Below are 23,077 nucleotides of genomic sequence, written 5' to 3'. Positions count from 1 at the left end.
ATGCCTCGGTCAAGATTATGCAGCGACGCGAAAGCGCGACACCGAATTTTTCAGTTCCTGCGCCAGCATCGACAGTTTATGGATCGACTGCGCCGTTTGCTGCGTGCCATCCTGGGTCTGCTCGGTCACGCTCAGGATATGCGCGATATTGAGCGCCACCCCGCTGGCCGAGCCGGCCTGGGCACCGGTGGCAAACGACATGCCTTCGATCAGCTCAGCCAGATGCTGCGACACCTGGCGGATATCGTTCAGGGCCGCGCCGGCCGCATCGGACAGGCGCGCGCCTTCCACCACGCCCTGGGTCGACTTGTCCATCGCCCGCGTGGCGTCCTGCGTATCGGTCTGGATGGTGCGCACCAGCGCGCCGATCTGCTTGGCCGCCGCCGCCGAGCGCTCGGCCAGGCGCTGCACCTCTTCGGCCACCACCGAAAAACCGCGCCCGGCCTCGCCGGCCGACGCGGCCTGGATCGCCGCGTTCAGCGCCAGCACATTGGTCTGTTCGGTAATGTCGGAAATGAGCTCGGTGATCTCGCCGATCTCCTGCGACGACTCGCCCAGGCGCTTGATGCGCTTGGAGGTATCCTGGATCTGTTCGCGGATCTCATGCATGCCCTTGATGGCGTTTTCCACCGCCGTCGAGCCCTGCAGCGCGGCGTCGACCGACTGGCGCGCCACGTCGGCCGACACGCTGGCCGACCTGGATACCTCGGTAATTGCATTGGCCATGTTGACCACGGTGGCGCTGACGTCCTGGATCTCGCGCGACTGCTGCTGCGAGGCGATCAGCAGCTTGCTCGACATGCTCTGCGCCTGGGTCGAGGCGCGGTTGACCTGCTCGGCCGTCGCCGTTACGCGCCCGACCAGGCCGCGCAGCTCCTCGACCGTGTAATTGACCGAGTCGGCAATGGCGCCGGTAATGTCTTCCGATACCGTGGCCTGCACCGTCAGGTCGCCATCGGCCACCTTCTGCAGTTCATCCATCAGGCGCAGGATGGCGGCTTGGCTCTGGTCGTTCTGCGCCTTGGCCTCCTGCTCCTTTTCCTGCGACAGCAGGCGCCGGATTTCAGCGTCCTGGCGGCGCCGCTCCGCTTCGCGCGTGCGGTTGACCGAGTCCTGCAGCAGCACGCGACCCATGCCGGCCGCCGCGATCAGGGTCAGCAGCACGCTGGCCACCATCAGCCAGAAACTCAGGTCCAGCGTCTCCTGGTTGTCGTGGTACATCTGCTGCAGCAACGTCAGGCGCTGGCGCAAGTCCTCGTTTTCGCTGAAGATCAGCTGCTCGGCGCTTTTCGCGGCGCTGAATTTATCGAGCCGGTCGAGTATGGCCGACACCAGCGTCTGGTAGGCGTCAAAGCTGGTTTTCAGAGCCAGCAACTGTTCGCGCAGTTGTGCGTCGCGCGTGCCCGGCAGCTGCAGCGCGGCGCTGCCGTTCAACAGCCCGTCGACGGCGGCGCGGAAATAGGTGGCGTCGCGGCCCAGCGCAAACGCCGTTTCCGAGCTGATGCTGCCGGTTTCCACAAAACTGCTGGCGCTGCGGCTCATGCGCTGGGTCAGCATCATCAGGCGGCCGATCACGGCCAGTTCGCGTGCGCTGCCGCCGCGCTGCACCTTGAGCGCAGCGATTTCCTCGGTCTGCGCCAGCAGCCTTGGTGACAGCGCATTCAATTGCTGCAAGGCTTTGTCGAAGTCGCCCAGTTCGGCCTTCAGGCGCAAGATGGTGCCGGCCGCGCGGTCGCTGCTGGCCCACTTCTTGCGCGCATCGGCCACGGCCGCCAGCAAACCGGCACGCGACTCGCCGATATCGCGGCCATGGTAGGCGCCGCCGCGCACCATCAGGCGAAAATCCTGGTCCAGTTCATTGCGGCTTTCTTCAAGCTGGCGAAACGCTTCCGGATTGCCCTGCACCGCATTGGGCGCAGCCTTGCCCAGCCGCTGCGAGTGCATCAGCGCATCGCTGGCCAGCTGCGTCTGCGCCGAAGCAATCGCGCCCGAACGCATATTGAGGGTGACAAACAGCAGGCTCGCCGCCAGGCTCAGCGCCATCACGGTCGACAAAATGCTCAGCTGCTTTTTCAGCGGCAGGTGGCCGATCAGCGGCAGCTTCAGGTCGCGCGCGGGGGCGCCGGCCAGTGTCTTGCGACTGCCCAGCGCATCGCGCAGGCGCAGCGGCAGTTCGTCCGGCGCTGGCAGCGCAGGTGCAGCAGATGCAGCCGGTGCAGCCGGTGCAGCCTGCGGCTCGGCGGCCAGGATGGCCGAGTGATGATCGAGCGGCGCACCCATCAGCGCCTCTCCTGCATCACTGGCGCTGCGGCAAAGCCGGCGTCCAGGAAGCGTTCGGACTGCGCCAGCTGCGCCAGGTCCAGGCGCAGCCATTGCTGCTGATCCTTGTCACACAATACCTGCGCCGCCCACTGCGGCGTGTCAGTTGCATGCGCCAACGCCAGCATGCCACGCTGCTGGCGCAGTCCGAGCACGCGCCCGACCAGCAGCGCGCTGTTGACGCCCAGGCGCGGCGCCAGGCTGATAATGCGGCTGTCGGCGTCGGCCACGCACGGCGCTTCGCCAAAAAAAAGCGCCAGGTCGACGACTGCCGTCAGGCGGCCGCGCATGGCCGCCAGGCCCAGATACCAGTCCTGCGCCAGCGGCACGGCCTGGATCGCCAGGCCGGCCGGGATCACGATCTCGCCCAGCTGCGTCAGGTCCAGCAGGCAGTGGCGCCCGCCCAGCAGCACGCCCAGTTCCTTCCTGCCGGCCTGGGCGCTCGAACGGGCCGCCTGCATGCGCTGCAGCAGCTGCAACTGGTACTGGCGCAAGCGCCCCTGGCGCGCGCCGGCAAGCACTGGCGGCAGGGCGGCGGAATCTGGCGGCGCAAATACAGACATCATCGGGATCGGCCTAGGACAGGGCGGCAATCTTGGCCAGCAGGTCCGCTTCGACCACCGGCTTGACCAGGTAATCGCGCGCGCCCTGGCGCAAGCCCCAGATGCGATCGGTTTCCTGGCTCTTGCTCGAACAGATAATCACCGGCACATCGTGCAATTGCGGGTCGCGGGCAATCGCGCGCGTGATCTGGAAGCCGTTCGCGCCCGGCATCACCACATCCATCAGGATCAGGTCGGGACGCGCCTGTTTCAGCTGCGCCAGCGCGTCGGCGCCGTCTTCGGCCATGCTCACGGCATAGCCCGCGCGCACCAGCATCTGACTCAGGTAGTAGCGTTCGGTCGGCGAGTCATCGACGATCAGGATTGTATGTATAGCCATCTGCTTTCCAGCTTCCCTGCCGCGTCTAGCCGCATTAAAGGATTAAATAAGTGCACAACAAGTCAGTGCGCCACGGCCGCCAGTTGCTGGCGCACGGCCGCCAGCAACGCCTCGCGCGCCAGCGGCTTGGCCAGGCAGGCGCTGGCGCCGGCCATGCTGCCGCGTGCGCGCTCGAACAGGCCTTCCCTGGACGACAGCATCAGCACCGGCGTGGCGTGAAAGCCGGCGCTGGCCCGCACCAGCGCACAGGTGCGGTAGCCATCGAGGCGCGGCATTACGATGTCGCACACGATCAGCGCCGGCTGGCAGTCGCCGATCTTGGCCAGCGCATCGAAGCCATCCTCGGCCAGCACCACGCGGTAGCCGGCCTCGCCCAGGTAAGCGGCCAGGCAACTGCGCATGGTGGCGCTGTCGTCGATCACCAGGATCGTCGCGCCGTCGAACGTTTGCGGACTCGTCATTTATTCATCAGGCAAGCTTGCATACCTTAGCATAGCCTGCCGCTGCCTGCTGCCGCAAAGCAGCAACAGGACACGGCGCATGCCTGTCAGTTAAAATTGATTAAATCGCCACCATCTCGAAATCTTCCTTGCGCGCGCCGCATTCGGGGCAGGTCCAGTTCATCGGTACATCCGCCCAACGCGTGCCCGGAGCGATGTCTTCGTCAGGCAGGCCGGCTGCCTCATCGTAGATCCAGCCGCAGATGAGGCACATCCAGGTTTGAAATTGCTGCGTTGTTTCGTTGCTACTCACGTTCTGCCATCCTTCAATCAAGTAAAATGCCCAATTAGGTATCTTAATCTACCCGCCGTGCAAAACCAAACTTCTCCCCTCATATTAAGCTTCGGCGTGGCCGATCCCGTCGGTGCGATCGGCATCCAGGCCGATCTGGCCACCTTTGCCGCGTTCGGCTGCCATGGCCTGTCGGTCACCACCGGCCTGTTGATCAGCGATACGGCGCGCGTCGAGGATGTGTTGCCTACCGACCCCGACTGGGTATCCGACCAGGCCCGCGTGCTGCTCGAAGACATGTCGGTGGCGGCCATCAAGATCGGTGCGCTGGGCAGCGTGGAAAACGTGACGGCGATTGCCGAAATCGTTTCCGACTATCCGAACGTGCCTTTGATCCTCGATCCGTTCATTTCGGCGCTGCCCGAGCAGGGCATGGACGACGAAGATATCCTTACTGCCGTGCGCCAGCTGCTGATCCCGCAAACGACGCTGCTGGTAATTTCTCCGGTGGAGCTGGAACGCCTGGCCGAAACCTGGCGCGACGCCGATCCGTCCGACACGCTGCAAAACGACGTCGACTACCTGGTCGCTTCGGGCTGCGAATACGTGCTCGTCACGGGCATGCCGGCCGACCCGGCCAACAGCGGCAAGGGCGAAGGCAAGCTGCGCGCCAACACCCTGTTCGGCGAAGATGGCGTGGTGCGCCACGACGAATGGCGCCACCTGCCCGGCATCTTCAACGGCGCCGGCAGCACCCTGTCGGCCGCCGCCACGGCGCTGCTGGCGCTGGCGCAGGACGACGAGGACGTGCCGCAGGTGGTAGCGGCGGCGCAGGACTTTACCGCCGGCGCGCTGGCCCATGCACGCCGCTTCGGCATGGGCAAGCTGGTGCCGAACCGGCTCTACCAGCGCCAGCCTGGCGTAACCGGCTGACACGGTGCTGACAACGCAGCTCCAGACAACGATCACTTTCAAGGTACTCTTATCATGACGACTTCACAGAACGATATCCTGTTTGCCCGCGCGCAAAAAACCACGCCTGGCGGCGTCAACTCGCCGGTGCGCGCCTTCCGTTCGGTGGGCGGCACGCCGCGCTTTATCACGCGCGCCGAAGGCCCCTACTTCTGGGACGCCGATGGCAAGCGCTATATCGACTATATCGGCTCGTGGGGCCCGGCCATTGTCGGCCACGCCCATCCCGAGGTGATCAAAGCGGTGCAGGACGCTGCCGCGCTGGGCCTGTCGTTCGGCGCGCCGACCGAAGGCGAAGTGCTGATGGCCGAAGAAATCACGCGCCTGGTGCCGTCGATCGAGCAGGTACGCCTGGTCTCGTCGGGCACGGAAGCGACCATGAGCGCGCTGCGCCTGGCGCGCGGCGCCACCGGCCGCGACAAGATCGTCAAATTCGAAGGCTGCTACCACGGCCACGCCGACTCCTTGCTGGTCAAGGCCGGCAGCGGCCTGCTCACTTTCGGCAACCCGACTTCGGCCGGCGTGCCGGAAGACTTCGTCAAGCACACGCTGGTGCTCGACTACAACAACGTCGAGCAACTGAAAGACGCCTTTGACAGCTTCGGCAGCGAAATCGCCTGCGTGATCGTCGAGCCGGTGGCCGGCAACATGAACCTGGTGAAAGCCACGCCGGCCTTCCTGCAGGCCATGCGCGAGCTGTGCACGCAGCACGGTGCACTGCTTATTTTCGATGAAGTAATGTGCGGTTTCCGCGTGGCGCTGGGCGGCGCGCAAGCCCTGTACGGCATCAAGCCGGACTTGACGGCGCTGGGCAAAGTGATCGGCGGCGGCATGCCGGTGGCAGCGTTCGGCGGCAGCGCGGCGCTGATGCAGCATATGGCGCCGATCGGCGCGGTGTACCAGGCCGGCACCCTGTCGGGCAATCCGGTGGCGGTGGCCGCCGGCATGACGACCCTGAAACTGATCCAGCAGCCGGGCTTCTACCAGCGCCTGGAAGCGAGCGCCAAACGCCTGGCCGAAGGCCTGTCGGCTGCGGCCAAAGAGGCCGGCGTAACCTTCTGCGCCGACTACGTGGGCGGCATGTTCGGCCTGTATTTCAGCGAAACGCCACCGACCACTTACGCTGAAATGATGGCCGGCGACCGCAGCAAGTTCAATACCTTCTTCCACGCCATGCTGGACGAAGGCGTGTATTTTGCACCGGCCGCGTTTGAAGCAGGCTTTGTCTCGGCGCAGCACGACGACGCCATTATCGACGCCACCATCGACGCCGCGCGCAAGGTGTTTGCCACGCTGAAGTAAGCGCTGCCAGCCAGCTGTCCATGCTGCTCTCCTGCTATGATGCATTCAAAAAAGGAGACAGCATGGACCACGCAGCAGAGTACACAGCAGAGTACATTATCGGTGTCGATATCGGCACCCAGAGCACCAAGGCGCTGCTGGTTGACAGCAGCGGCAAGATCATCGCCCAGCATGGCCAGGGCTACCAGGTCGATACCCCCAAACCGCTGTGGGCCGAACAATGGCCGTCGGTCTGGTTCGACGCCGTGATGGCCTGCGTGCAGGAAGTGATGCGCAAGAGCGCCGTGGCGCCCGCCTCGGTCAAGGCCATCTGCGTCACCAGCCTGTATGGCGGCTCGGGCATTGCCGTTGACGCCGACATCACACCGTTATACCCGTGCCTGATCTGGATGGACCGGCGCGCCACCGACGAGGTGGAGTGGGTGCGCCAGCATGTCGACCAGCAGCGCCTGCAGGACATTACCGGCAACGGCGTCGACAGCTATTACGGCTACACCAAGATGCTGTGGCTGAAAAACCGGCAGCCCGAGGTCTGGTCGCGCACGCACTACCTGCTGCCGCCCAACAGCTATATCAACTACCTGCTATGCGGCGAAGTGGCGGTCGACCATAGCTCGGCCGGCAATATCGGCGGCGTGTACGATCTGGCGGCGCGCCAATGGTCGGCCGAGATGCTCGACGCACTGGGCATCCCGGCGCGCATGATGCCAGCGCGCCTGGTCGACTCGTCCGAGGTGGTGGGCCATCTGTTGCCGCAGATCGCGCAGCAACTGGGCCTGCAGGCCGGCACGCCGGTGATTGCCGGCGGCGTCGACGCCGCCGTGGCGACGCTGGCGGCAGGCGTCAGCCGCGCCGGCCAGCATGTGGCGATGATCGGCACGAGCATGTGCTGGGGCACCATCCGCCAGCATACCGATGCGCGCCACGGCCTGGTCAGCATGCCGCATGTGCTCAACAGCCGGCACGACCTGTATGTGTTTGGCGGCGCGATTACCGCCGGCGCCTCGGTCAGCTGGTTTCGCGACGCTTTCTGCCAGGCCGATATCGCGCAGGCGAAGCAGCAGGGCTACGCCGATGTGCACCAGCTGATGGAAGACCAGGCCGGCAAGGTGCCGCCCGGCGCCGACGGCGTGCTGTTCCTGCCCTATCTGATGGGCGAGCGCAGCCCGATCTGGGACCCAAAAGCCAGCGGCGCTTTTCTTGGCCTGAACCTGTACCATGGCCGCGCCCATCTGTACCGCGCCGTGCTCGAGGGTGTGAGCTTTGCGCTCAAACATAATATCGACGCCGGCAGCCAGGGCGCCGCCACGCTCGACGAGCAGCTGATCGTCGTCGGCGGCGCCGCCCACTCGGCGCTGTGGATGCAGATCATTGCCGACATCACCGGGTTTGAAGTGGTGACCATCGCTGAAAACGTCGAGGCGGCGCTCGGTGCGGCGCTGCTGGCCGCGCTGGGCGCCGGGATGATCGATGCGCAGCGCGCGCAGCAAGGCTGGGTCACGCTGGTGCCGCGCAGCACGCCGCAGCCGCAGGCCAGCGCCATTTACCGGCGCACCTTCGGCCATTATCGCGACGCCTATCCGGCGCTGAAAACGCTGATGCACCGGATTTACCAGGACCAGCAGCTAGCCGGCCAGCCCGAAGCAGGCTGACAGGCCGGTAACATTGCCAGAGGCAGCGCAGCCGGCTGGCGCCGGAAACAGTTCAGGATTCGGCAGCACAGCCGTCTGGCACCGCCGACCTGCCCAGCGGGACCGACATCAGCCAGCCACGCAGATTTTTGATCAGAACCCGCGCGCACTGCTCGCCCAGCACCTGCGCGCGCTCGGCCACCTCCTTGCCGCCCTGCTGATAGCGCACCGTGCGAAAGGCGCTGGCAGCAGGCGCCGCAGCATCGGCCTGCGCCTGCGCCAGGGCGATATCGAACGACATGGCTAGCAGCGCTGCACTGTGGCGTCGCAATGGCTCGCCCTGTGCTGCATTCCAGTAAGTTGGCAGGTCTTCATGTTCCACCAGGCGCGACACGACCCGCACCGTATTGGTGTAGCTGGCCTGCCGCATCGCACCGGGGCGATACACGGCAATGACGTTTTCAAGTATCAGCGCACCCTGGTCCTGGGTCATGAAAAACACCGGTGCGCTTTCAACTATCCACCCTTGCTCGTCCATATCGAGATGGCTGATGAGCTTGCGCGCACTGCCTGTGCGTGCGCGCGCCAGCGCCTGCGTCATCAGCTCTTGCTGGCTCACGGCGCCAAGCACCGGCAGATAAGGCTCAAGCACCTGGTCAGCCCGCAGTTCAATCTCGCTTTTTTGCTGGCGCAAGCCGTTATTGATCAGCAAGCCATGCGCCGCCACTGCCAGCACCGTGCCGGCCACGCCAGGCATCACGTAGGTGGTATTGGTAGCGCCCTTGCCAGCCTTGTCGAAACTGGCCAGGCCGCGATAGGTCACGCCCTGCTCCTGCGTCAAACGCAAGGACCAGGCGACAGGTTCCACCAGTGACTGCGCCCGGGCCGGTGCCGCCAACACAGCAATCAACAGCAGCGGCGAGAGTGCTTTGAACATATCAGTTCAACGGCTTCAGAAAGGCGTCGCGTGCGCCTTCGATTGCCTGGAAATAGGCATTGCTCAGCCCGGGATAAGAAGGACCTTCATCCCAGTTGCCTGAGGCGCTTCTGAGCTGGCGCACCGTACGATACCAGTCGTAGCCCTGCCCATCGAGATTGACAAGGTAGCCGGCACCACTGACCATGCCTTGCGGATCGCCGCTCGGTATATAGCTGTTGTAGGTACGATTGACGCCAACCCTGGCAATCTGAATGACCAGCAGTTTATCGAGCTTGTACTGCCGCCCCAGGGCAGAAAAATCCTTCCTGGCGGCATTCGGCAGGCTGTCAGTGCGATCAGGCAAAGCATCGATATCAATCGCTTCGGCAATCACAACGACCTCATGGCCCTTCTTGCGCAGCAGTGCAGCCGCTTCCTCCTTGAGGGACAGCAAGTCGTCGCTCGGCAAAGTCTGTACATGCGCGGTCAACGCAGTATTGGCCACCGACGCTGCTGCCTTGCACAGCAGGCAACTGGCGCCGGGAAAATAGGTATCGACCTTGGGCATGGTACTCATGGCAACGCCGATGCGCGCCGGCTTGGCTGACAGCACCGTAGCCGACATCGGCACCGCAGCCTGGCGGGGAGTAGAGCAGGCCGCCAGCAACATGCAGCACAGCAGGGACCATATCAGGCGCATGCTCATCTGCCTGATCAGTGACTGACAGCCGAGTGATGCGTCGATGAACCACCAGAGCTTGCCACGCCGACGGCCAGGGCTGCGGCGGCACCAATGGCGATCATGACGGGCATGCTGATGACGGGAGCAGCAAGTAATGTTGTGCCAGCCACGGGCGCATTGACAACAGCCGCTGGCGTTGCCACCGGCTTTTTGCGGGCGACTTTTTTCAGGCCCATCACATCCTGGTTGTCGTCATCTTCCTCTTCAACTTCATCGCCGGTCACGCTGACAACGGCAGCTGGCGCCACCACGGGCACTGGCTGCAGTTGCGGCTGTGATTGCGCCATGACATGGGCTGGCAAAGCAGCAAATAGGGCGAGAAATGGCAGGATTTTCATGATGACCTCTGTAAATAACAAACAGCGTGGAAGATACGCCGCATTTTATATCAGAACGCCACTTAAAATATCCTAAATGCAACAATTCAATAGATTTTTTACCATTAAATCCTGACAGACAGTCAGTTTGTTGCTTTACTGCCACCACACCTTGAATTCACAGTACTCAGGGTTGCACTGTCGCCATCACCTGCGCCACCAGCGCCGGCAATGCTCCCATATCGCTGAACACATGACTGGCGCCGGCTGCTTTCAGGCGCGCCTCCTGGCCGGCGGCGATATGGCCGCCGCCGATAAAGCCCAGCACCGTCATGCCGGCTGCCGTTGCCGCCGTGACACCGGTCACGCTGTCTTCGAGCACCAGGCACTGCGACGGCGGCACGCCAAAGGCGCTGGCGGCGGCCAGGTACAGGCCGGGATGGGGCTTGGCGTGGCCGACCAGGTCGGGCGTAAACACGCGGCTGTCGAACAGGTCCGTCATGCCGGTGCGCGCCAGCGCCGAGCGCACGCGTGCGCTGACGCTGTTCGAGGCCACCGCCTTGGGCAAGGGAATCGCCGCCAGCGCGGCCGCTACGCCGGGTACGGCGCGCAGTTGCGCGTCACACGCTACATTGACGGCGTGGCCGATCGCCAGGATTTCTTCCATCGGCGGCTGCGCCAGGCCCAGTTCGTCGTAGATATCCTGCATCAACGGCACCAGGCGCAGACCCAGGCGCGGCTCGATCAGGCTTTGCAGGGTGACACCATCGAGCAGCACCGGCAGGCGCAGCGCCAGCAGTTCAAGCAGCGCCTGCAGGGCCACCGCTTCACTGTCGATCAGCACGCCGTCGCAGTCGCTGATCAGGTGGGTAAATTGTGCTGGAGGTGTTACGGACTCTGCCATGGTGCTCCTGAAGTAGTTGCTTTTAAATAAATCGCAATGCGATACTGTGCTGGTCCTGATCGCTTGAATCAGGCCTGACCGGAGCCATGCCATGACAACCAGACTGTTCCCATCGATTCGATTATCTCTGATTTGCAGCGCCGCTGCGCTGGCGTTCGGCGCGCAGCCGGCAATGGCTGCACCCGACGACGCCGATGTCATCAAGCTGGTGCGCCAGCATGTGGCGGCGCAAGCCGGTTTTGACACGGCCACCCTGGCAGCCATCACAACCGACAACTACACGGAAGTGTCACCGCTGGGCGAAGTCGATCCGCGTGAAAAAATGCTGGCGTTTTACGCGCCCGAGAAAAAAACCGTCACGCCCGACATCAAGGTGGAAGAGCCGCTGGTGCGCGTCGACGGCGATATGGCAGTGCTGATTGCCAAGCTGGCCGTCAGCGTGCCCGGGCCGAATGGCCAATTGCGCCAGATGGCGCTGCGCGCCAGTTATGTAGCGAAAAAAGCAGCCACAGGCTGGAAGCTGATGTCGGCGCAATACACCGGCATCGCACCGAAACGGCCCGCGCCTTGAAAAAACGAGCCAAGCGAACCTGTTAAAGAATTAAAGCCCCGGTCGCCAGAACAGGCGTCCCGGGCCAAGCCAACCTGCTAAAGAATTAAAGCCCAGGTCGCCAGAACAGGCGTCCCGGGCCAAGCGGGCCTGAAAAATGTCGAGGGCAAGGCGCAGCGACGAAGACAGTACGAATGTACGGCGAGGAGCTGCAACGCCGCCATCGGCATTTTCTCAGGCCCGCGTCTCCGGCCCGCTTTTACGCTTTAAGCTTTTAATGCGCCGGATAGATTAACTGAACGTCCCGTTTCCAGCAGCCTATTTCAACCACCCGCGATGGCGGAAATACAGGAAAGGCGCAATCGCGCTGGTAATCATCAGTCCCCAGGCCCACGGATAGCCAAAAGTCCATTCCAGTTCCGGCAAGAACTTAAAGTTCATGCCATAAACACTGGCAATCAGGGTCGGCGGCAGGAAAGCCACGCTGGCCACCGAGAAAATCTTGATGATCTTGTTCTGGTTGATGTTGATGAAGCCGACCGTGGCGTCCATCAGGAAGTTGATCTTGTCAAACAAAAAGGAAGTATGGCCGTCGAGCGACTCGATATCGCGCAAAATCTGGCGCGCTTCCTCGAACTGCTCGGAATTGAGCAGCCGGCCGCGCATCAAAAAGCTGACGGCGCGCCGCGTGTCCATCATGTTGCGGCGGATGCGGCCGTTCAAATCTTCCTCGTGGGCGATGGCGTTCAGCGCCTCGGCCGCGTGCGCATCGGTAAATTCTTTCTGCAGCACGCGCGTGCTGACCTCTTCCAGGTTCTGGTAGATGCCCTCCAATACGTCGGCCGAGTATTCAGCGTCGGTCGCGTACAGGTCGAGCAGCACGTCCATATAGTCGGCAATCGAGCCGGGGCGCGAGCGCGCGCGCATGCGCACCAGGCGAAACACCGGCAAATCGTCGGTATGCATGGAAAACAAAATCTTGCGCGCCAGGATAAAGGCCACCGTGATCACGCGCGACGGGCCGTCGTCTTCTTCCAGCAGAAAGTCGGTGCGCAGGTGCAGGTCGCCGTTTTCCGCTTCATAGTAGCGGGCCGACGCTTCGATATCCTTGACTTCGTCTTCGCCCGGCAGCGTGACGTTGTAGGTGGCCTTGACCCAGGCCCGTTCGTCGTCGGTCGGATCGGTCAGGTCGACCCATACCGGTTCGGCATTTTCCAGGTCTGCGCGGCTGTTGATCGGCACCTGGTTGAGCCGGCCATTCTGTAATACAAAAACATTGATCATGCGCGCTCTCAGCCGGAATGGGTTTATCGATATGGGTTAGGGGTCGGTTCGCAGGTCGTGGCGCTGGCGCCAGAATCAAAACAGCGCAAGTGTACCCGCAAAGCCCTTTTCCCGGCCACCCCCGCACCGCGCTTTTTGCACCAGAATGTGCAGCGCAGCAGACGACTGACCAAAAACCATGAACAGAGCACAACCATGCTTTTAAATCATGGTTGCACGATTCATATGCAGCTTATTGCGGGTTATTGCGGCAGTTCGGCCGCGCCCATGCGGCGCAGGATCACGCCGGTGCGCCGGTTCAGGTAGCCGGTGTCGCGATGGCTGTCGTAGTAGCGCGGATTGGGCAGCATCACGGCCAGCTTTGCCGCCTGCGCGGCACTCAATTTGGCCGCACTGGTGCGGTAATAATGGCGCGCCGCCGCTTCGGCGCCAAAGGTACCACGCCCGAACTCTACCACGTTAAGGTAAATCTCGAAGATGCGCTGCTTGTCCATCAGGCTTTCGAGCATATAGGTGATGATCAGTTCCTGCCCCTTGCGCACATAGCTGCGCGAGCCGGACAGGAACAGATTCTTGGCCAGTTGCTGGGTGATGGTCGAGCCGCCGCGCACCACCTTCTGCTTCTTGCTGTTCTGTTCATACGCTTTTTGCAGCGCATCCCAGTCGACGCCTTCATGTTCGGAAAAATTGGCGTCTTCCGAGGCGATAATGGCGCGCTTGAGATTGTTCGAGATGCGGTTGTACGGCACCCAGGTCTGGATGATGACGGCATCAGGATTTTTCTCCTGCAGGCTCGACAGCTGCTCGCGCATGAATGCCGTGCTGGTCGGGTTATGGTCGACCCACCACCAGATCTGCAGGAAAAAATACAGCTGCACCACCACAAAAGCCAGTACCGGCACGATAAACAGCCATTTGATCCAGCCGAAACGGCTGGTGCTGCGCGTGCTTGCACCGCCCTTCTTTCTGGCCGCGCTCACGCTGCCGTATCCAGTTGCGCGCGCAATTCGGCCAGCAGCTGCTGCGTTTGCGGACGCACGCCGCGCCACACATAAAACGCTTCGGCCGCCTGCTCGACCAGCATGCCCAGCCCGTCGCGTACCTGCGCGCCATGGCTGGCGGCAAAGTCCATGAACACGGTCGGCTGCGCGCCGTACATCATGTCGAGCGCCAGCGTTTGCGGGCCGAATACGCTGGCCGGCACGGGCGGCAGGTCGCCGGCCAGGCTGGCCGAGGTGGCGTTGATGATGACGTCAAAGCTGCCTTGCGCCTGCTCGAAGCCGCAGGCCTGCAACTGGCCGTCATGTTTGACAGCATCGGCAAACTGCGTCACCAGCGTTATGGCGGTAGCCACGGTGCGGTTGGCAATCACGATCTCCTGCGGACCTTGTTCGAGCAGCGGCAGCACCACGCCGCGCGCCGCGCCGCCGGCGCCCAGCAGCAGGATGCGTTTGCCAGCCAGCGCCACGCCGGCATTGCGCACGATGTCGGCCACCAGGCCGGCGCCGTCGGTATTGTCGCCAACAATGGCGTCTGCCTCGAAGCGCAAGGTATTGACGGCGCCTGCGGCCTTCGCGCGCGGCGTCAGTTCTGTCGCCAGCGCGCAGGCATCAAGCTTGAACGGCACCGTGACGTTGGCGCCACGTCCGCCTTCGGCGGCAAAGCTGCGCGCGGCCAGCGCAAAACCGTCCAGCGGCGCCAGCCGGCGCTCATAGGCAATGACCTCGCCAGTCTGCTGCGCAAAGGCGGCGTGGATCAGCGGCGACTTGCTGTGCGCGATCGGATTGCCGAATACGCAATACAGCGCAGGTGCTGCAGCTGGCGCGCTCAATTGCCGCCGCCGGTCAGGTTAGCTTCCATTTTTTCTTCACGGGTAAATTTGAATCGGGTAATGACGACCCACAGGTCGTCCTTGTCGCTCGACAGCATATTCGGTGGAAAGCGGCCATACGGCGCGGCGCGGCGCACGATGGCCAGCGCGGCCGCATCGAGCGCCGGATTGCCCGAGCTTTTTTCCACGCGCGCGCCGCCCTCCTTCTGGTAGATGGTGCCGTCCTGGAAAATCGGGATATACACGACCAACTCACCATACATCTTGCGGCCGTTTTTCTGCGGGAAGTTGAGCGTGCCGATTTCTTCGATGCGCTTTTGCAGGGTCTTGTAGTACATGGCGTAGCCGACTTCCTGCGTGCTGGGCGTAATGAAGGTCTTGCGCGGACGCTTGTTCTGGTCTTCCACGGTCTGGCTGATTTCGGCCGCCATGCGGGCAATCGCCTTGCTGCTTTCCAGCAGGTCCGAGCCGCTTGCCAGCGGATTGGGTTTGTCTTTTTCCGTAATCGGCGCAACACTGTAGGGCGTGGTTTTGGCCTGGGTCAGCAGTTCCTGCTGCTGCTGCTCGAGTTCGGCGATGCGGCGTGCATTGGCCTTGACGCTGTCGCCCTCTTCCGTTTTGCGCATGTCGGGCAAGGGCGACTTGGCGCGGCCCTTGTCGGCCTGGCCGCCACCATCCAGATTGGCCTGCGCCAGCGCCTCGGCCTTCAACGGCTTGGCCGCATGCTTGGCGTTGACCAGGATCACTTCGAGGCCCGGATCGGTCACCTCGGCCCGTTGCGGCGGCGGCGACACAAAGCGCACAGCCAGCAAAGCACCATGCACCAGCACCGAGGCGCCGATGGCGATGGCCAGGAAACGGTTTTGTGAGCGGTTTTGTGGAAGAAGCTTCACGCGGGCAGGCACTCGGACGTCAGGAAATGCTGAATTTTACGACAAAGCTGCCCCGACTCCCGCAGTTTTTATTAACGTGCAATACAGCATGAGCATGACTGGCATTAAAACCCGGCTTCACGCCACAGCAAAGCCGCCACGCCGCGCAGCAGGCGCGTGCCGGGCGCTTCCCAGTCGGCGGCAATGACCACCTTGCCGCGCCAGCTATGGCCGGCCAGCGGCCCGGGCGATTCGGTCACCTTGAGCGTGACGCGGTAGACGGCGCGCTCGGGAAACCAGTAACCCTGCTTGTCATGCGCTGGCACCGAGCCGCCGTGCTGGGCCGACCACATGCCGCTCGGCAGCACATGGGTGGCGTCCTGGTCGATGCCGGTCACCTGCAGGCGCACGAACGGGCCTTCCAGGCCGTCGGCATAGAAACGCGCGCTGTCGCCCACCGCCACGCGGCGCACCGTGTCTTCATCGAGATAGGTGCTCACTTCCTCGCCCTGATCGCTGACCAGTACGCCGATGCGCTCGTTCTTGCCGACCCAGACGCCGGGCGCCAGTTCGGCGTCCATATCGCGCAAGGTGCCGGCAAACGGCGCGGCGGGCCGGTAGCGGGCCGCCTGTTCCTTGAGCAGGTCCAGCTTGGCTTCGGCACTGGCCAACTGCTCGCGCAGCACCATGCTTTGCGCCTTTTGCTCGGCGTCGAAGCCAGCGCCTTCGCTGCGCCAGCGCAGGGATTCGATCTGCGCTTCCAGGCCCTGGCGCTGGCTGGCGTTTTCCGCTACCGCAAACTGCAGCATGACCTGGCCCGGTTCGACCCGGGCGCCGTTTTTCAGCGGCAGCGCCGACACCATCGCGTGTTCAGGCGCATGGATGGGAAACACCTCGCTGGGGCGCAGCACACCGCTCGACTGGACGCGCGTGGGCCACGGCAGCACAAACAGCAGCACGGCCAGACCCAGCAGCATGGCCGAACGCCTGGTGCGGCCGGTACGCCGGATGGCCGGCCAGAGATCGCGCCACACGCGCAGCTCAGTGGCCAGCGGGCGCAGGATAAACCAGCTCATTTCAATCGCGAACAAAAAGATCCCCACCAGTTTGATAAAAAAATGATAGACCAGCACCGCGATGCCGATAAACAGGGTCAGGCGGTACAGCCAGACGCCCCAGGCAAACAGGATCAGGCCCCAGTGCCGGCGCGCCGGAAAGTATTCGGGCGGCGGCACGCCCAGGCCGAACAGGCGCTCACGCAAATCCCAGCGCGCCAGCGCAAACGAACGCGCATGCAGATTGGGCATGTCGAGCCAGTCCGACACCACGAAATAGCCGTCAAAGCGCATGAACGGGCTGGCGTTGATCGCCAGCGTGGCAATCCAGGTGGTGGTGGCCAGTGGAAACACGATCGAGCGCAGCACGCCGTCCGGCAGCACGGCCCAGGCCAGCGAGGACCAAATGGCCACGATCAGTTCGGTCGCCACGCCGGCCGCCGCCACCTGCTGGCGATGGTGCTTGTTGTTGAGACGCCAGACATCGTTGGTATCGGTATAGGGCACCGGCCACAACACCAGGAAAGCCAAGCCCATGGTCGGCACGCGGCAGCCGCGCCGCTTGGCCGCAATCGCGTGCCCGAGTTCATGCGCGCATTTGACACCGGCCAGCGCCAGGCCGTAGCACAGCAGCCCGGTCGGCGTGAAGGTGTCCATCAGCATGCTGCCCAGACGCCCCCATTCGCGATAGATCTGGATGCCGCTCAGCACCAGCGCCAGCAGTGTCAGGCGCAGGAAAACGGGCGAAAACAGCCATTCGAACGACGGCGCCACGCGCGTCAGCCAGCGGTCCGGCTTGACCAGCGGGATGCGGAAAAACAGATAGCTGTGCAGCAGCTGGGTATACCATGCGCCGCGCTGCGCCTTGTGTCGCCTGGACATGACCGCGATACTGCCCAGCGGGTCCGGCTGCAGCAGCTGGTTCTGGTCCAGAAAACCCAGCACCGCTTCGACGTCATCGAGGCCGATATCGAGCGCGGTTTCCTGCACGATGTCGTCGAGCACCCGCTGCGGACTGCCCAGCGACCAGCGGCGCAGCACTTCGAACGTCAGCCAGTCGACGCGGAAGAACTGGTTGCGCACCGGGTCTTCCAGCGTATAGCTGGGCTCTCCGGTGGCCAGCGCCGGCCCCGCATGCAGGCTCAGTTCTTCACGCAGCGGCGGCAGCGCAATGTGCGCAAACTGCGGCGGCAGCAGGCTGTCCAGTGTCGCTTCCACGTTTTATACGCCCAGCATCTGGCGGATCGCCGCCAGCGGCCGGCGCATGATCCAGTACGCGGCCGGCACCCAGTGGCCGGTCAGCTTGGCTGTGCCCTTCAGGCCGACGCGGTGTTCGGTTGCGCCATCGAGCGTGGCGCGCACGCGGTAGGCATAGCTGCCGTCCGGTCGCGGCAATGCTTCGTACGAAACATAGCGCACGCTGGCCGTGATCGGCTGCAGCGGACTGGCGCCCAGGTACAGGCTGACCGGTGCGCCGGCGTCGAGCGGAATGGCGTCGCCTATGCCCAGCCAGGCTTCGATTTCCACGTCGCGCGGTGTGGCAATGCGCATGATGCGCTCGCCCGTCATGACCGGACGGCCGATCCATTCGCTGGGATCGTCGAACAAGGCAATGCCGTCGCGCGGCGCCACGATGTGGGCGCGCTCGGCCTGGCCACGCAAATACTCGCTTTCGGCGCGGCGCTCCTCGATCTTGCCCTGCAAACCGGATAGCAAGGCTTTCGACTTGCCGTCGTTGAGCGCCAGTTGCAGCGACTGCCGGTATTCCGCTTCGGCCGTGGACAGCGCCTGGATCGCCACCTGGTAGCGGCTGTCAAGCTGCGCCTCGTCGAAGTCGAGCAGCGGATCGCCCTTCCTGACCAGCTGGTTGGGCTTGACGTGAAAGCGCTCGATCACACCTTCAAGCGGCGAGCGGATGGCGGCCGGATTGGCCGGCACCAGTTCGCCCGGCGCGAGGATAGTCAACCGTACCGGTATGCACAGTAGCACCAGCACGCCCAGCGCCACTTGCACCTTGCGCCGGCGCCACCATGGCAGTTTTGCGCTCTTCTCATGCGCCATGCGCCGGCGCCAGCCCGACCTCAGGGCAAACGGCGACCACGGTGCCGGCTTGGCGATCGCGGCATACGCGTGGCGCAGCACATCGCACCATTCTGTCAGCAGTCCGATTTCATGCTCCTGCCACGGCATGTCGCGCGCCAGCAGCAGGCCGCCCCGTGGCATGGCGTTCTTGCCTTCGCCAGCAGCCAGCGGCAGCCACAGTACATAGGCCGGCAGCCATTCGGCCCATTGCTGGGCAATCTCGCCATCAAAATCGAGCGCCGTCAGTGCGCCTGGCGGCGCCTTGGCGCACAGCCGTTCAAGCCATTGCACATACGGTGCATTCGCTTCGATCTGCACCACACCCGACAGCGCGCAGACCTTGCGGTCTTCGAACCATAAAGCGGCCTGGCGGTATGGCGCCAGCGCGTGGCTGCCGTTGACCGCCAAAAAATCGAGTTCGACCCGGTCACCGACATGGCGCGTCCGGCGCGCCATGTCGAGCAGCGTTACCAGCGGAACGGATCCGCCGGCTTGCGTGTTTTCCATCATGTGACCCTGTACTGCCTTCCCTGAAAATTAAGCACGCACGCGGAAGCTGGGCGATACGGCGCTGGCCTGGCGCAACTGCTCGCTCAGACCGCTCTTGCCCATGGCGTTTTTCGCCTGGCCGACGTTAATGCGGAACAGCGCCGTTGCCTCATGGCCGCCGATATCGCGCGCTGTCAGCTTGATGCGCAGTTCGCCCACCAGGCCTTTCGGCACCTCGCCGGTAAATTTGCCGGTCTGCGAATCGAACTGTACCCACGACGGCAGCGGACGGCCGTCCTGCAAGGTGGCCGACAGGCGCACCACGGCGTCCGCCTGGGTGTGCACGAAGGCATCGGCCGGGATCGTCATCGACAACGGACGGCCGTTGTCGGTGTACTGGTCAGGTACGCCCTGGAACAGCATCAGCGCCGGGTTTTCCGCCTTGGCCACCACGGTGCGGAAGCCGTTCATCGCCGTATACAGATCGCTCATTTCAGCCGAACGACGGTAATCCGGGTTCGACAGATCGGCCGCACGAATGCCGCGGCCATCGAGCTGGAGCAGCGTGCCGCTGCCCGATACGCTGAGCGTGTCGGCTGGCGTGATGCGCGTATCGACCACGTCAAAGCTGGTCGTCAGCGTTGGCAACGGCGGCAAGGCGGCTACCGGCAGCGGCGCTGCAGGCGGCGGCGCCTCCGCGACAACCGGCGCAGGCACGGTCACCACGTCCGGCGCAGACACTGGCTGCGGCGGCAACGGCAGCACGGTAAAGTTGACCGTGACGCTGGCCGAGGCGGCGCCGTCGCTGCCACGCACCACCACCGTGTAGGTACCCGCCGCGTCGCTGGCCGGCGTGCCGCTGAAGGTGCGCGTGGCAGAGTCGAATACCAGCCAGGCCGGCAGCGCCGAACCGTTGCCCAGCGTGGCCGTATAGTTCAGGTTGGGGCTGTCGACGTCGACAAAGGCCGGAATGGTCAGCGTCGGCATGGCCACGCCAGCAGACAGGTCGGCCGGCGTCGGCACCGATCCTGGTGCAACCGGTGCGTCGTTGACCGAATTGACCGTGACATTGACGGTATAGGTATTGTTGCCGCCCTTGCCGTCGCTGACGGTATAGGTAAAGCTGTCGGCGCCATTGTAGTTGGCCACTGGCGTGTAGGTGTAGCTGCCGTCCGGATTGACGGTGACCGTGCCGTGGGCCGGATCGCTGCCCTTGCCATAGCTTGGCGTCTCGCCATCGACATCAACCGCCACCGGCAGGCGGCCCGTCAGTACTGCATCCTCATCGACCGACACATTGGCATCGGACGCGGTTGGCGCATCGTTGACGGCGTCGATGATCACATTGACGGTGTAAGTGCTGCTGCCACCCTTGCCGTCGCTGACGGTGTAGGTAAAGCTGTCCGCGCCATTGTAGTTGGCGCCCGGCGTGTACGTGTAGGTACCGTTCGGATTAACCACCACCGTGCCGTGGGCCGGGTCGCTGCCCTTGCCGTAGGTGAGGCTATCGCCATCAACGTCGGTGGCCACCGGCAGCGTGCCGGTTTTGACCGTGTCTTCTGCCGTGGTAATCGTGGTGCCGCTGCCGACCGGTGCATCGTTGACCGGATCGATCACGATATTGACCACATAGGTATTGCTGCCGCCCTTGCCATCGTTGATGGTGTAGCTGAAGCTGTCGTTGCCGTTGTAGTTGGCCGTTGGCGTGTACGTGTAGCTGCCGTTCGGATTGACCACTACCGTGCCATGGGCGGGGTCGCTGCCCTTGCCGTAGGTAACGGTGTCGCCATCGACGTCCGTTGCCACCGGCAGCGTGCCGGTTTTGACCGTATCTTCCGCCGTGGTAATCGTGGTGCCGCTGCCGACCGGTGCATCGTTGACCGGATCGATCACGATATTGACCACATAGGTATTGCTGCCGCCCTTGCCATCGTTGATGGTGTAGCTGAAGCTGTCGTTGCCGTTGTAGTTGGCCGCTGGCGTGTACGTGTAGCTGCCGTTCGGATTGACCACCACCGTGCCATGGGTTGGGTCGCTGCCCTTGCCGTAGGTGACGGTATCACCATCGACGTCCGTTGCCACCGGCAGCGTGCCGGTTTTGACCGTGTCTTCCGACGTGGTAATCGTGGTGCCGCTGCCGACCGGCGCATCGTTGACCGGATCGATCACGATATTGACGACATAGGTATTGCTGCCGCCCTTGCCATCGCTGATGGTGTAGCTGAAGCTGTCGTTGCCGTTGTAGTTGGCCGTTGGCGCATAGCTGTAGCTGCCATCCGGATTGACGGTGACCGTGCCGTGCGACGGATCGCTGGCCTTGGTGTAGGTAACGGCATCACCATCGACGTCCGTTGCCACCGGCAGCGTGCCGGTTTTGACCGTGTCTTCCGACGTGGTAATCGTGGTGCCGCTGCCGACTGGCGCATCGTTGACCGGATCAATGACGATATTGACCACATAGGTATTGCTGCCGCCCTTGCCATCGTTGATGGTGTAGCTGAAGCTGTCGTTGCCGTTGTAGTTGGCCGCCGGCGTGTACGTGTAGCTGCCGTTCGGATTGACTACCACCGTGCCGTGGGCAGGGTCGCTGCCCTTGCCGTAGGTAACGGTATCACCATCGACGTCCGTTGCCACCGGCAGCGTGCCGGTTTTGACCGTGTCTTCCGGCGTGGTAATCGTGGTGCCGCTACCAACAGGCACATCGTTGACCGGATCGATCACGATATTGACCACATAGGTATTGCTGCCGCCCTTGCCATCGTTGATGGTGTAGCTGAAGCTGTCGTTGCCGTTGTAGTCGGCCTTTGGCGCATAGCTGTAGCTGCCATCCGGATTGACGGTAACCGTGCCGTGCGACGGATCGCTGGCCTTGGTGTAGGTAACGGTGTCGCCATCCACATCAGTCGCGGGTGGCAGATTGCCGGTCTTGACCGTGTCTTCCGACGTGGTAATCGTGGTGCCGCTGCCGACCGGTGCATCGTTGACAGGATCGATGACAATATTGACGACATAGGTATTGCTGCCGCCCTTGCCATCGTTGATGGTGTAGCTAAAGCTGTCGTTGCCGTTGTAGTTGGCCGCCGGCGTGTACGTGTAGCTGCCGTTCGGATTGACCACTACCGTGCCATGAGCCGGGTCGCTGCCCTTGCCGTAGGTGAGGCTATCGCCGTCAACGTCGGTGGCCACCGGCAGCGTGCCGGTTTTGACCGTGTCTTCTGTCGTGGTAATCGTGGTACCGCTGCCGACTGGCGCATCGTTGACCGGATCGATCACGATATTGACCACATAGGTATTGCTGCCGCCCTTGCCATCGTTGATGGTGTAGCTGAAGCTGTCGTTACCGTTGTAGTTAGCCACCGGCGTGTACGTGTAGGTACCGTTCGGATTGACCACCACCGTGCCATGGGTTGGGTCGCTGCCCTTGCCGTAGGTGACGGTATCACCATCGACGTCCGTTGCCACCGACAGCGTGCCGGTTTTGACCGTGTCTTCTGCCGTGGTAATCGTGGTGCCGCTACCAACAGGCGCATCGTTGACCGGATCGATCACGATATTGACCACATAGGTATTGCTGCCGCCCTTGCCATCGTTGATGGTGTAGCTGAAGCTGTCGTTGCCGTTGTAGTCGGCCGTTGGCGCATAGCTGTAGCTGCCATCCGGATTGACGGTAACCGTGCCGTGCGACGGATCGCTGGCCTTGGTGTAGGTAACGGTGTCGCCATCCACATCAGTCGCGGGTGGCAGATTGCCGGTCTTGACCGTGTCTTCTGCCGTGGTAATCGTGGTGCCGCTGCCGACTGGCGCATCGTTGACCGGATCGATCACGATATTGACCACATAGGTATTGCTGCCGCCCTTGCCATCGTTGATGGTGTAGCTGAAGCTGTCGTTGCCGTTGTAGTTGGCCGCTGGCGTGTACGTGTAGCTGCCGTCCGGATTGACGGTGACCGTGCCGTGCGACGGATCGCTGGCCTTGGTGTAGGTAACGGTGTCGCCGTCCACATCACTCGCGGGTGGCAGATTGCCGGTCTTGACCGTGTCTTCCGACGTGGTAATCGTGGTGCCGCTGCCGACTGGCGCATCGTTGACCGGATCGATCACGATATTGACCACATAGGTATTGCTGCCGCCCTT

At 63.2% G+C, this 23,077-nt stretch carries 20 protein-coding genes; 4 read left to right on the top strand and 16 right to left on the bottom strand.

The features are described 5' to 3' along the window. Window positions 1–15 precede the first annotated feature (15 nt). The 5 genes from GCM43_RS07870 to GCM43_RS07850 form a co-directional block, all read right to left on the bottom strand. Complete coding sequence (locus GCM43_RS07870) at window positions 16–2,280, bottom strand: methyl-accepting chemotaxis protein (protein WP_152243000.1); 2,265 nt, start codon at window positions 2,278–2,280, stop codon at window positions 16–18. Continuing rightward, window positions 2,280–2,885 (bottom strand): chemotaxis protein CheW, encoded by a 606-nt coding sequence (locus GCM43_RS07865; protein ID WP_226929387.1) that lies wholly within the window; start codon window positions 2,883–2,885, stop codon window positions 2,280–2,282. Before GCM43_RS07865 ends, GCM43_RS07870 begins: the two co-directional genes overlap by 1 nt. 10 nt (window positions 2,886–2,895) lie before the next feature. After that, window positions 2,896–3,261, bottom strand: a complete 366-nt coding sequence (locus tag GCM43_RS07860) for a response regulator transcription factor (RefSeq protein ID WP_152242999.1) — start codon at window positions 3,259–3,261, stop codon at window positions 2,896–2,898. 62 nt (window positions 3,262–3,323) lie between these two features. Further along, a complete protein-coding gene (locus tag GCM43_RS07855) occupies window positions 3,324–3,722 on the bottom strand; it encodes a response regulator (RefSeq protein ID WP_152242998.1) in 399 nt (132 codons plus the stop codon). Window positions 3,723–3,822: 100 nt separating this feature from the next. Further along, entirely contained in the window at window positions 3,823–3,975 is a 153-nt protein-coding gene (locus tag GCM43_RS07850; protein WP_152243608.1) for a rubredoxin, read from the bottom strand. A 96-nt stretch (window positions 3,976–4,071) separates the two neighbouring features. On the opposite strand from GCM43_RS07850, the gene thiD reads away from it, so the two are divergent. The 3 genes from thiD (at window position 4,072) to GCM43_RS07835 (ending at window position 7,919) form a co-directional block, all read left to right on the top strand. Next, entirely contained in the window at window positions 4,072–4,926 is an 855-nt protein-coding gene (gene thiD / locus GCM43_RS07845; protein WP_152242997.1) for a bifunctional hydroxymethylpyrimidine kinase/phosphomethylpyrimidine kinase, read from the top strand. 54 nt (window positions 4,927–4,980) lie between these two features. Further along, window positions 4,981–6,267, top strand: coding sequence for a glutamate-1-semialdehyde 2,1-aminomutase (gene hemL, locus GCM43_RS07840; RefSeq protein WP_152242996.1), 1,287 nt, complete (start codon window positions 4,981–4,983; stop codon window positions 6,265–6,267). 62 nt (window positions 6,268–6,329) lie between these two features. Further along, window positions 6,330–7,919, top strand: a complete 1,590-nt coding sequence (locus GCM43_RS07835; protein WP_152242995.1) for an FGGY-family carbohydrate kinase — start codon at window positions 6,330–6,332, stop codon at window positions 7,917–7,919. Between the two features lie 52 nt (window positions 7,920–7,971). Here the strand turns inward: GCM43_RS07835 and GCM43_RS07830 are convergent, their stop codons facing one another. From GCM43_RS07830 to GCM43_RS07815, 4 genes are all read right to left on the bottom strand, one after another. After that, window positions 7,972–8,835, bottom strand: a complete 864-nt coding sequence (locus tag GCM43_RS07830) for a hypothetical protein (protein ID WP_152242994.1) — start codon at window positions 8,833–8,835, stop codon at window positions 7,972–7,974. A 1-nt stretch (window position 8,836) separates the two neighbouring features. Further along, window positions 8,837–9,517 carry a hypothetical protein gene (locus GCM43_RS07825; protein WP_226929385.1) on the bottom strand — a complete coding sequence of 227 codons (681 nt, stop codon included), beginning with the start codon at window positions 9,515–9,517 and terminating at the stop codon, window positions 8,837–8,839. A gap of 14 nt (window positions 9,518–9,531) precedes the next feature. Then, complete coding sequence (locus GCM43_RS07820; RefSeq protein WP_152242993.1) at window positions 9,532–9,897, bottom strand: hypothetical protein; 366 nt, start codon at window positions 9,895–9,897, stop codon at window positions 9,532–9,534. Between the two features lie 166 nt (window positions 9,898–10,063). Continuing rightward, the gene (locus GCM43_RS07815) at window positions 10,064–10,780 is read right to left on the bottom strand and encodes an HAD-IA family hydrolase (RefSeq protein WP_152242992.1); all 717 of its coding nucleotides are present in this window, start codon (window positions 10,778–10,780) and stop codon (window positions 10,064–10,066) included. A gap of 91 nt (window positions 10,781–10,871) precedes the next feature. On the opposite strand from GCM43_RS07815, the gene GCM43_RS07810 reads away from it, so the two are divergent. Beyond that, window positions 10,872–11,351 (top strand): nuclear transport factor 2 family protein, encoded by a 480-nt coding sequence (locus tag GCM43_RS07810; protein WP_152242991.1) that lies wholly within the window; start codon window positions 10,872–10,874, stop codon window positions 11,349–11,351. A gap of 297 nt (window positions 11,352–11,648) precedes the next feature. Here GCM43_RS07810 and corA read toward each other — a convergent pair whose 3' ends face one another. The 7 genes from corA to GCM43_RS07775 form a co-directional block, all read right to left on the bottom strand. Then, the gene (gene corA / locus GCM43_RS07805; protein ID WP_152242990.1) at window positions 11,649–12,614 is read right to left on the bottom strand and encodes a magnesium/cobalt transporter CorA; all 966 of its coding nucleotides are present in this window, start codon (window positions 12,612–12,614) and stop codon (window positions 11,649–11,651) included. Between the two features lie 242 nt (window positions 12,615–12,856). Further along, window positions 12,857–13,534, bottom strand: a complete 678-nt coding sequence (gene mtgA / locus GCM43_RS07800) for a monofunctional biosynthetic peptidoglycan transglycosylase (RefSeq protein ID WP_226929418.1) — start codon at window positions 13,532–13,534, stop codon at window positions 12,857–12,859. A 56-nt stretch (window positions 13,535–13,590) separates the two neighbouring features. Beyond that, the gene (aroE, locus tag GCM43_RS07795; RefSeq protein WP_152242988.1) at window positions 13,591–14,445 is read right to left on the bottom strand and encodes a shikimate dehydrogenase; all 855 of its coding nucleotides are present in this window, start codon (window positions 14,443–14,445) and stop codon (window positions 13,591–13,593) included. After that, entirely contained in the window at window positions 14,442–15,338 is an 897-nt protein-coding gene (locus tag GCM43_RS07790; RefSeq protein ID WP_152242987.1) for an energy transducer TonB family protein, read from the bottom strand. Before GCM43_RS07790 ends, aroE begins: the two co-directional genes overlap by 4 nt. A gap of 104 nt (window positions 15,339–15,442) precedes the next feature. Continuing rightward, window positions 15,443–17,590: a secretion protein HylD gene (locus GCM43_RS07785; RefSeq protein ID WP_226929384.1), complete on the bottom strand. Its 2,148-nt coding sequence runs from the start codon at window positions 17,588–17,590 to the stop codon at window positions 15,443–15,445. Window positions 17,591–17,593: 3 nt separating this feature from the next. Beyond that, a complete protein-coding gene (locus GCM43_RS07780; RefSeq protein ID WP_152242986.1) occupies window positions 17,594–18,964 on the bottom strand; it encodes an efflux RND transporter periplasmic adaptor subunit in 1,371 nt (456 codons plus the stop codon). Between the two features lie 27 nt (window positions 18,965–18,991). Beyond that, window positions 18,992–23,077: Ig-like domain-containing protein (locus tag GCM43_RS07775; protein ID WP_152242985.1), on the bottom strand; the 4,086-nt coding region annotated here is incomplete at its 5' end.

The organism is Janthinobacterium aquaticum (genome assembly GCF_009208565.1).
Taxonomy (GTDB): Bacteria; Pseudomonadota; Gammaproteobacteria; order Burkholderiales; family Burkholderiaceae_D; genus Janthinobacterium.
The sequence above is the reverse complement of the archived record's forward strand: the minus strand, read 5'-3'. Positions and strand labels throughout refer to the sequence as shown.

Coding starts and splice junctions, on each gene's coding strand:
- GCM43_RS07870 (WP_152243000.1), bottom strand. CDS start 2,280: ATGGGTGCGCCGCTCGATCATCACTCGGCCATCCTGGCCGCCGAGCCG.
- GCM43_RS07865 (WP_226929387.1), bottom strand. CDS start 2,885: ATGATGTCTGTATTTGCGCCGCCAGATTCCGCCGCCCTGCCGCCAGTG.
- GCM43_RS07860 (WP_152242999.1), bottom strand. CDS start 3,261: ATGGCTATACATACAATCCTGATCGTCGATGACTCGCCGACCGAACGC.
- GCM43_RS07855 (WP_152242998.1), bottom strand. CDS start 3,722: ATGACGAGTCCGCAAACGTTCGACGGCGCGACGATCCTGGTGATCGAC.
- GCM43_RS07850 (WP_152243608.1), bottom strand. CDS start 3,975: ATGTGCCTCATCTGCGGCTGGATCTACGATGAGGCAGCCGGCCTGCCT.
- hemL (WP_152242996.1), top strand. CDS start 4,981: ATGACGACTTCACAGAACGATATCCTGTTTGCCCGCGCGCAAAAAACC.
- GCM43_RS07835 (WP_152242995.1), top strand. CDS start 6,330: ATGGACCACGCAGCAGAGTACACAGCAGAGTACATTATCGGTGTCGAT.
- GCM43_RS07830 (WP_152242994.1), bottom strand. CDS start 8,835: ATGTTCAAAGCACTCTCGCCGCTGCTGTTGATTGCTGTGTTGGCGGCA.
- GCM43_RS07825 (WP_226929385.1), bottom strand. CDS start 9,517: ATGCGCCTGATATGGTCCCTGCTGTGCTGCATGTTGCTGGCGGCCTGC.
- GCM43_RS07820 (WP_152242993.1), bottom strand. CDS start 9,897: ATGAAAATCCTGCCATTTCTCGCCCTATTTGCTGCTTTGCCAGCCCAT.
- GCM43_RS07815 (WP_152242992.1), bottom strand. CDS start 10,780: ATGGCAGAGTCCGTAACACCTCCAGCACAATTTACCCACCTGATCAGC.
- GCM43_RS07810 (WP_152242991.1), top strand. CDS start 10,872: ATGACAACCAGACTGTTCCCATCGATTCGATTATCTCTGATTTGCAGC.
- corA (WP_152242990.1), bottom strand. CDS start 12,614: ATGATCAATGTTTTTGTATTACAGAATGGCCGGCTCAACCAGGTGCCG.
- GCM43_RS07780 (WP_152242986.1), bottom strand. CDS start 18,964: ATGATGGAAAACACGCAAGCCGGCGGATCCGTTCCGCTGGTAACGCTG.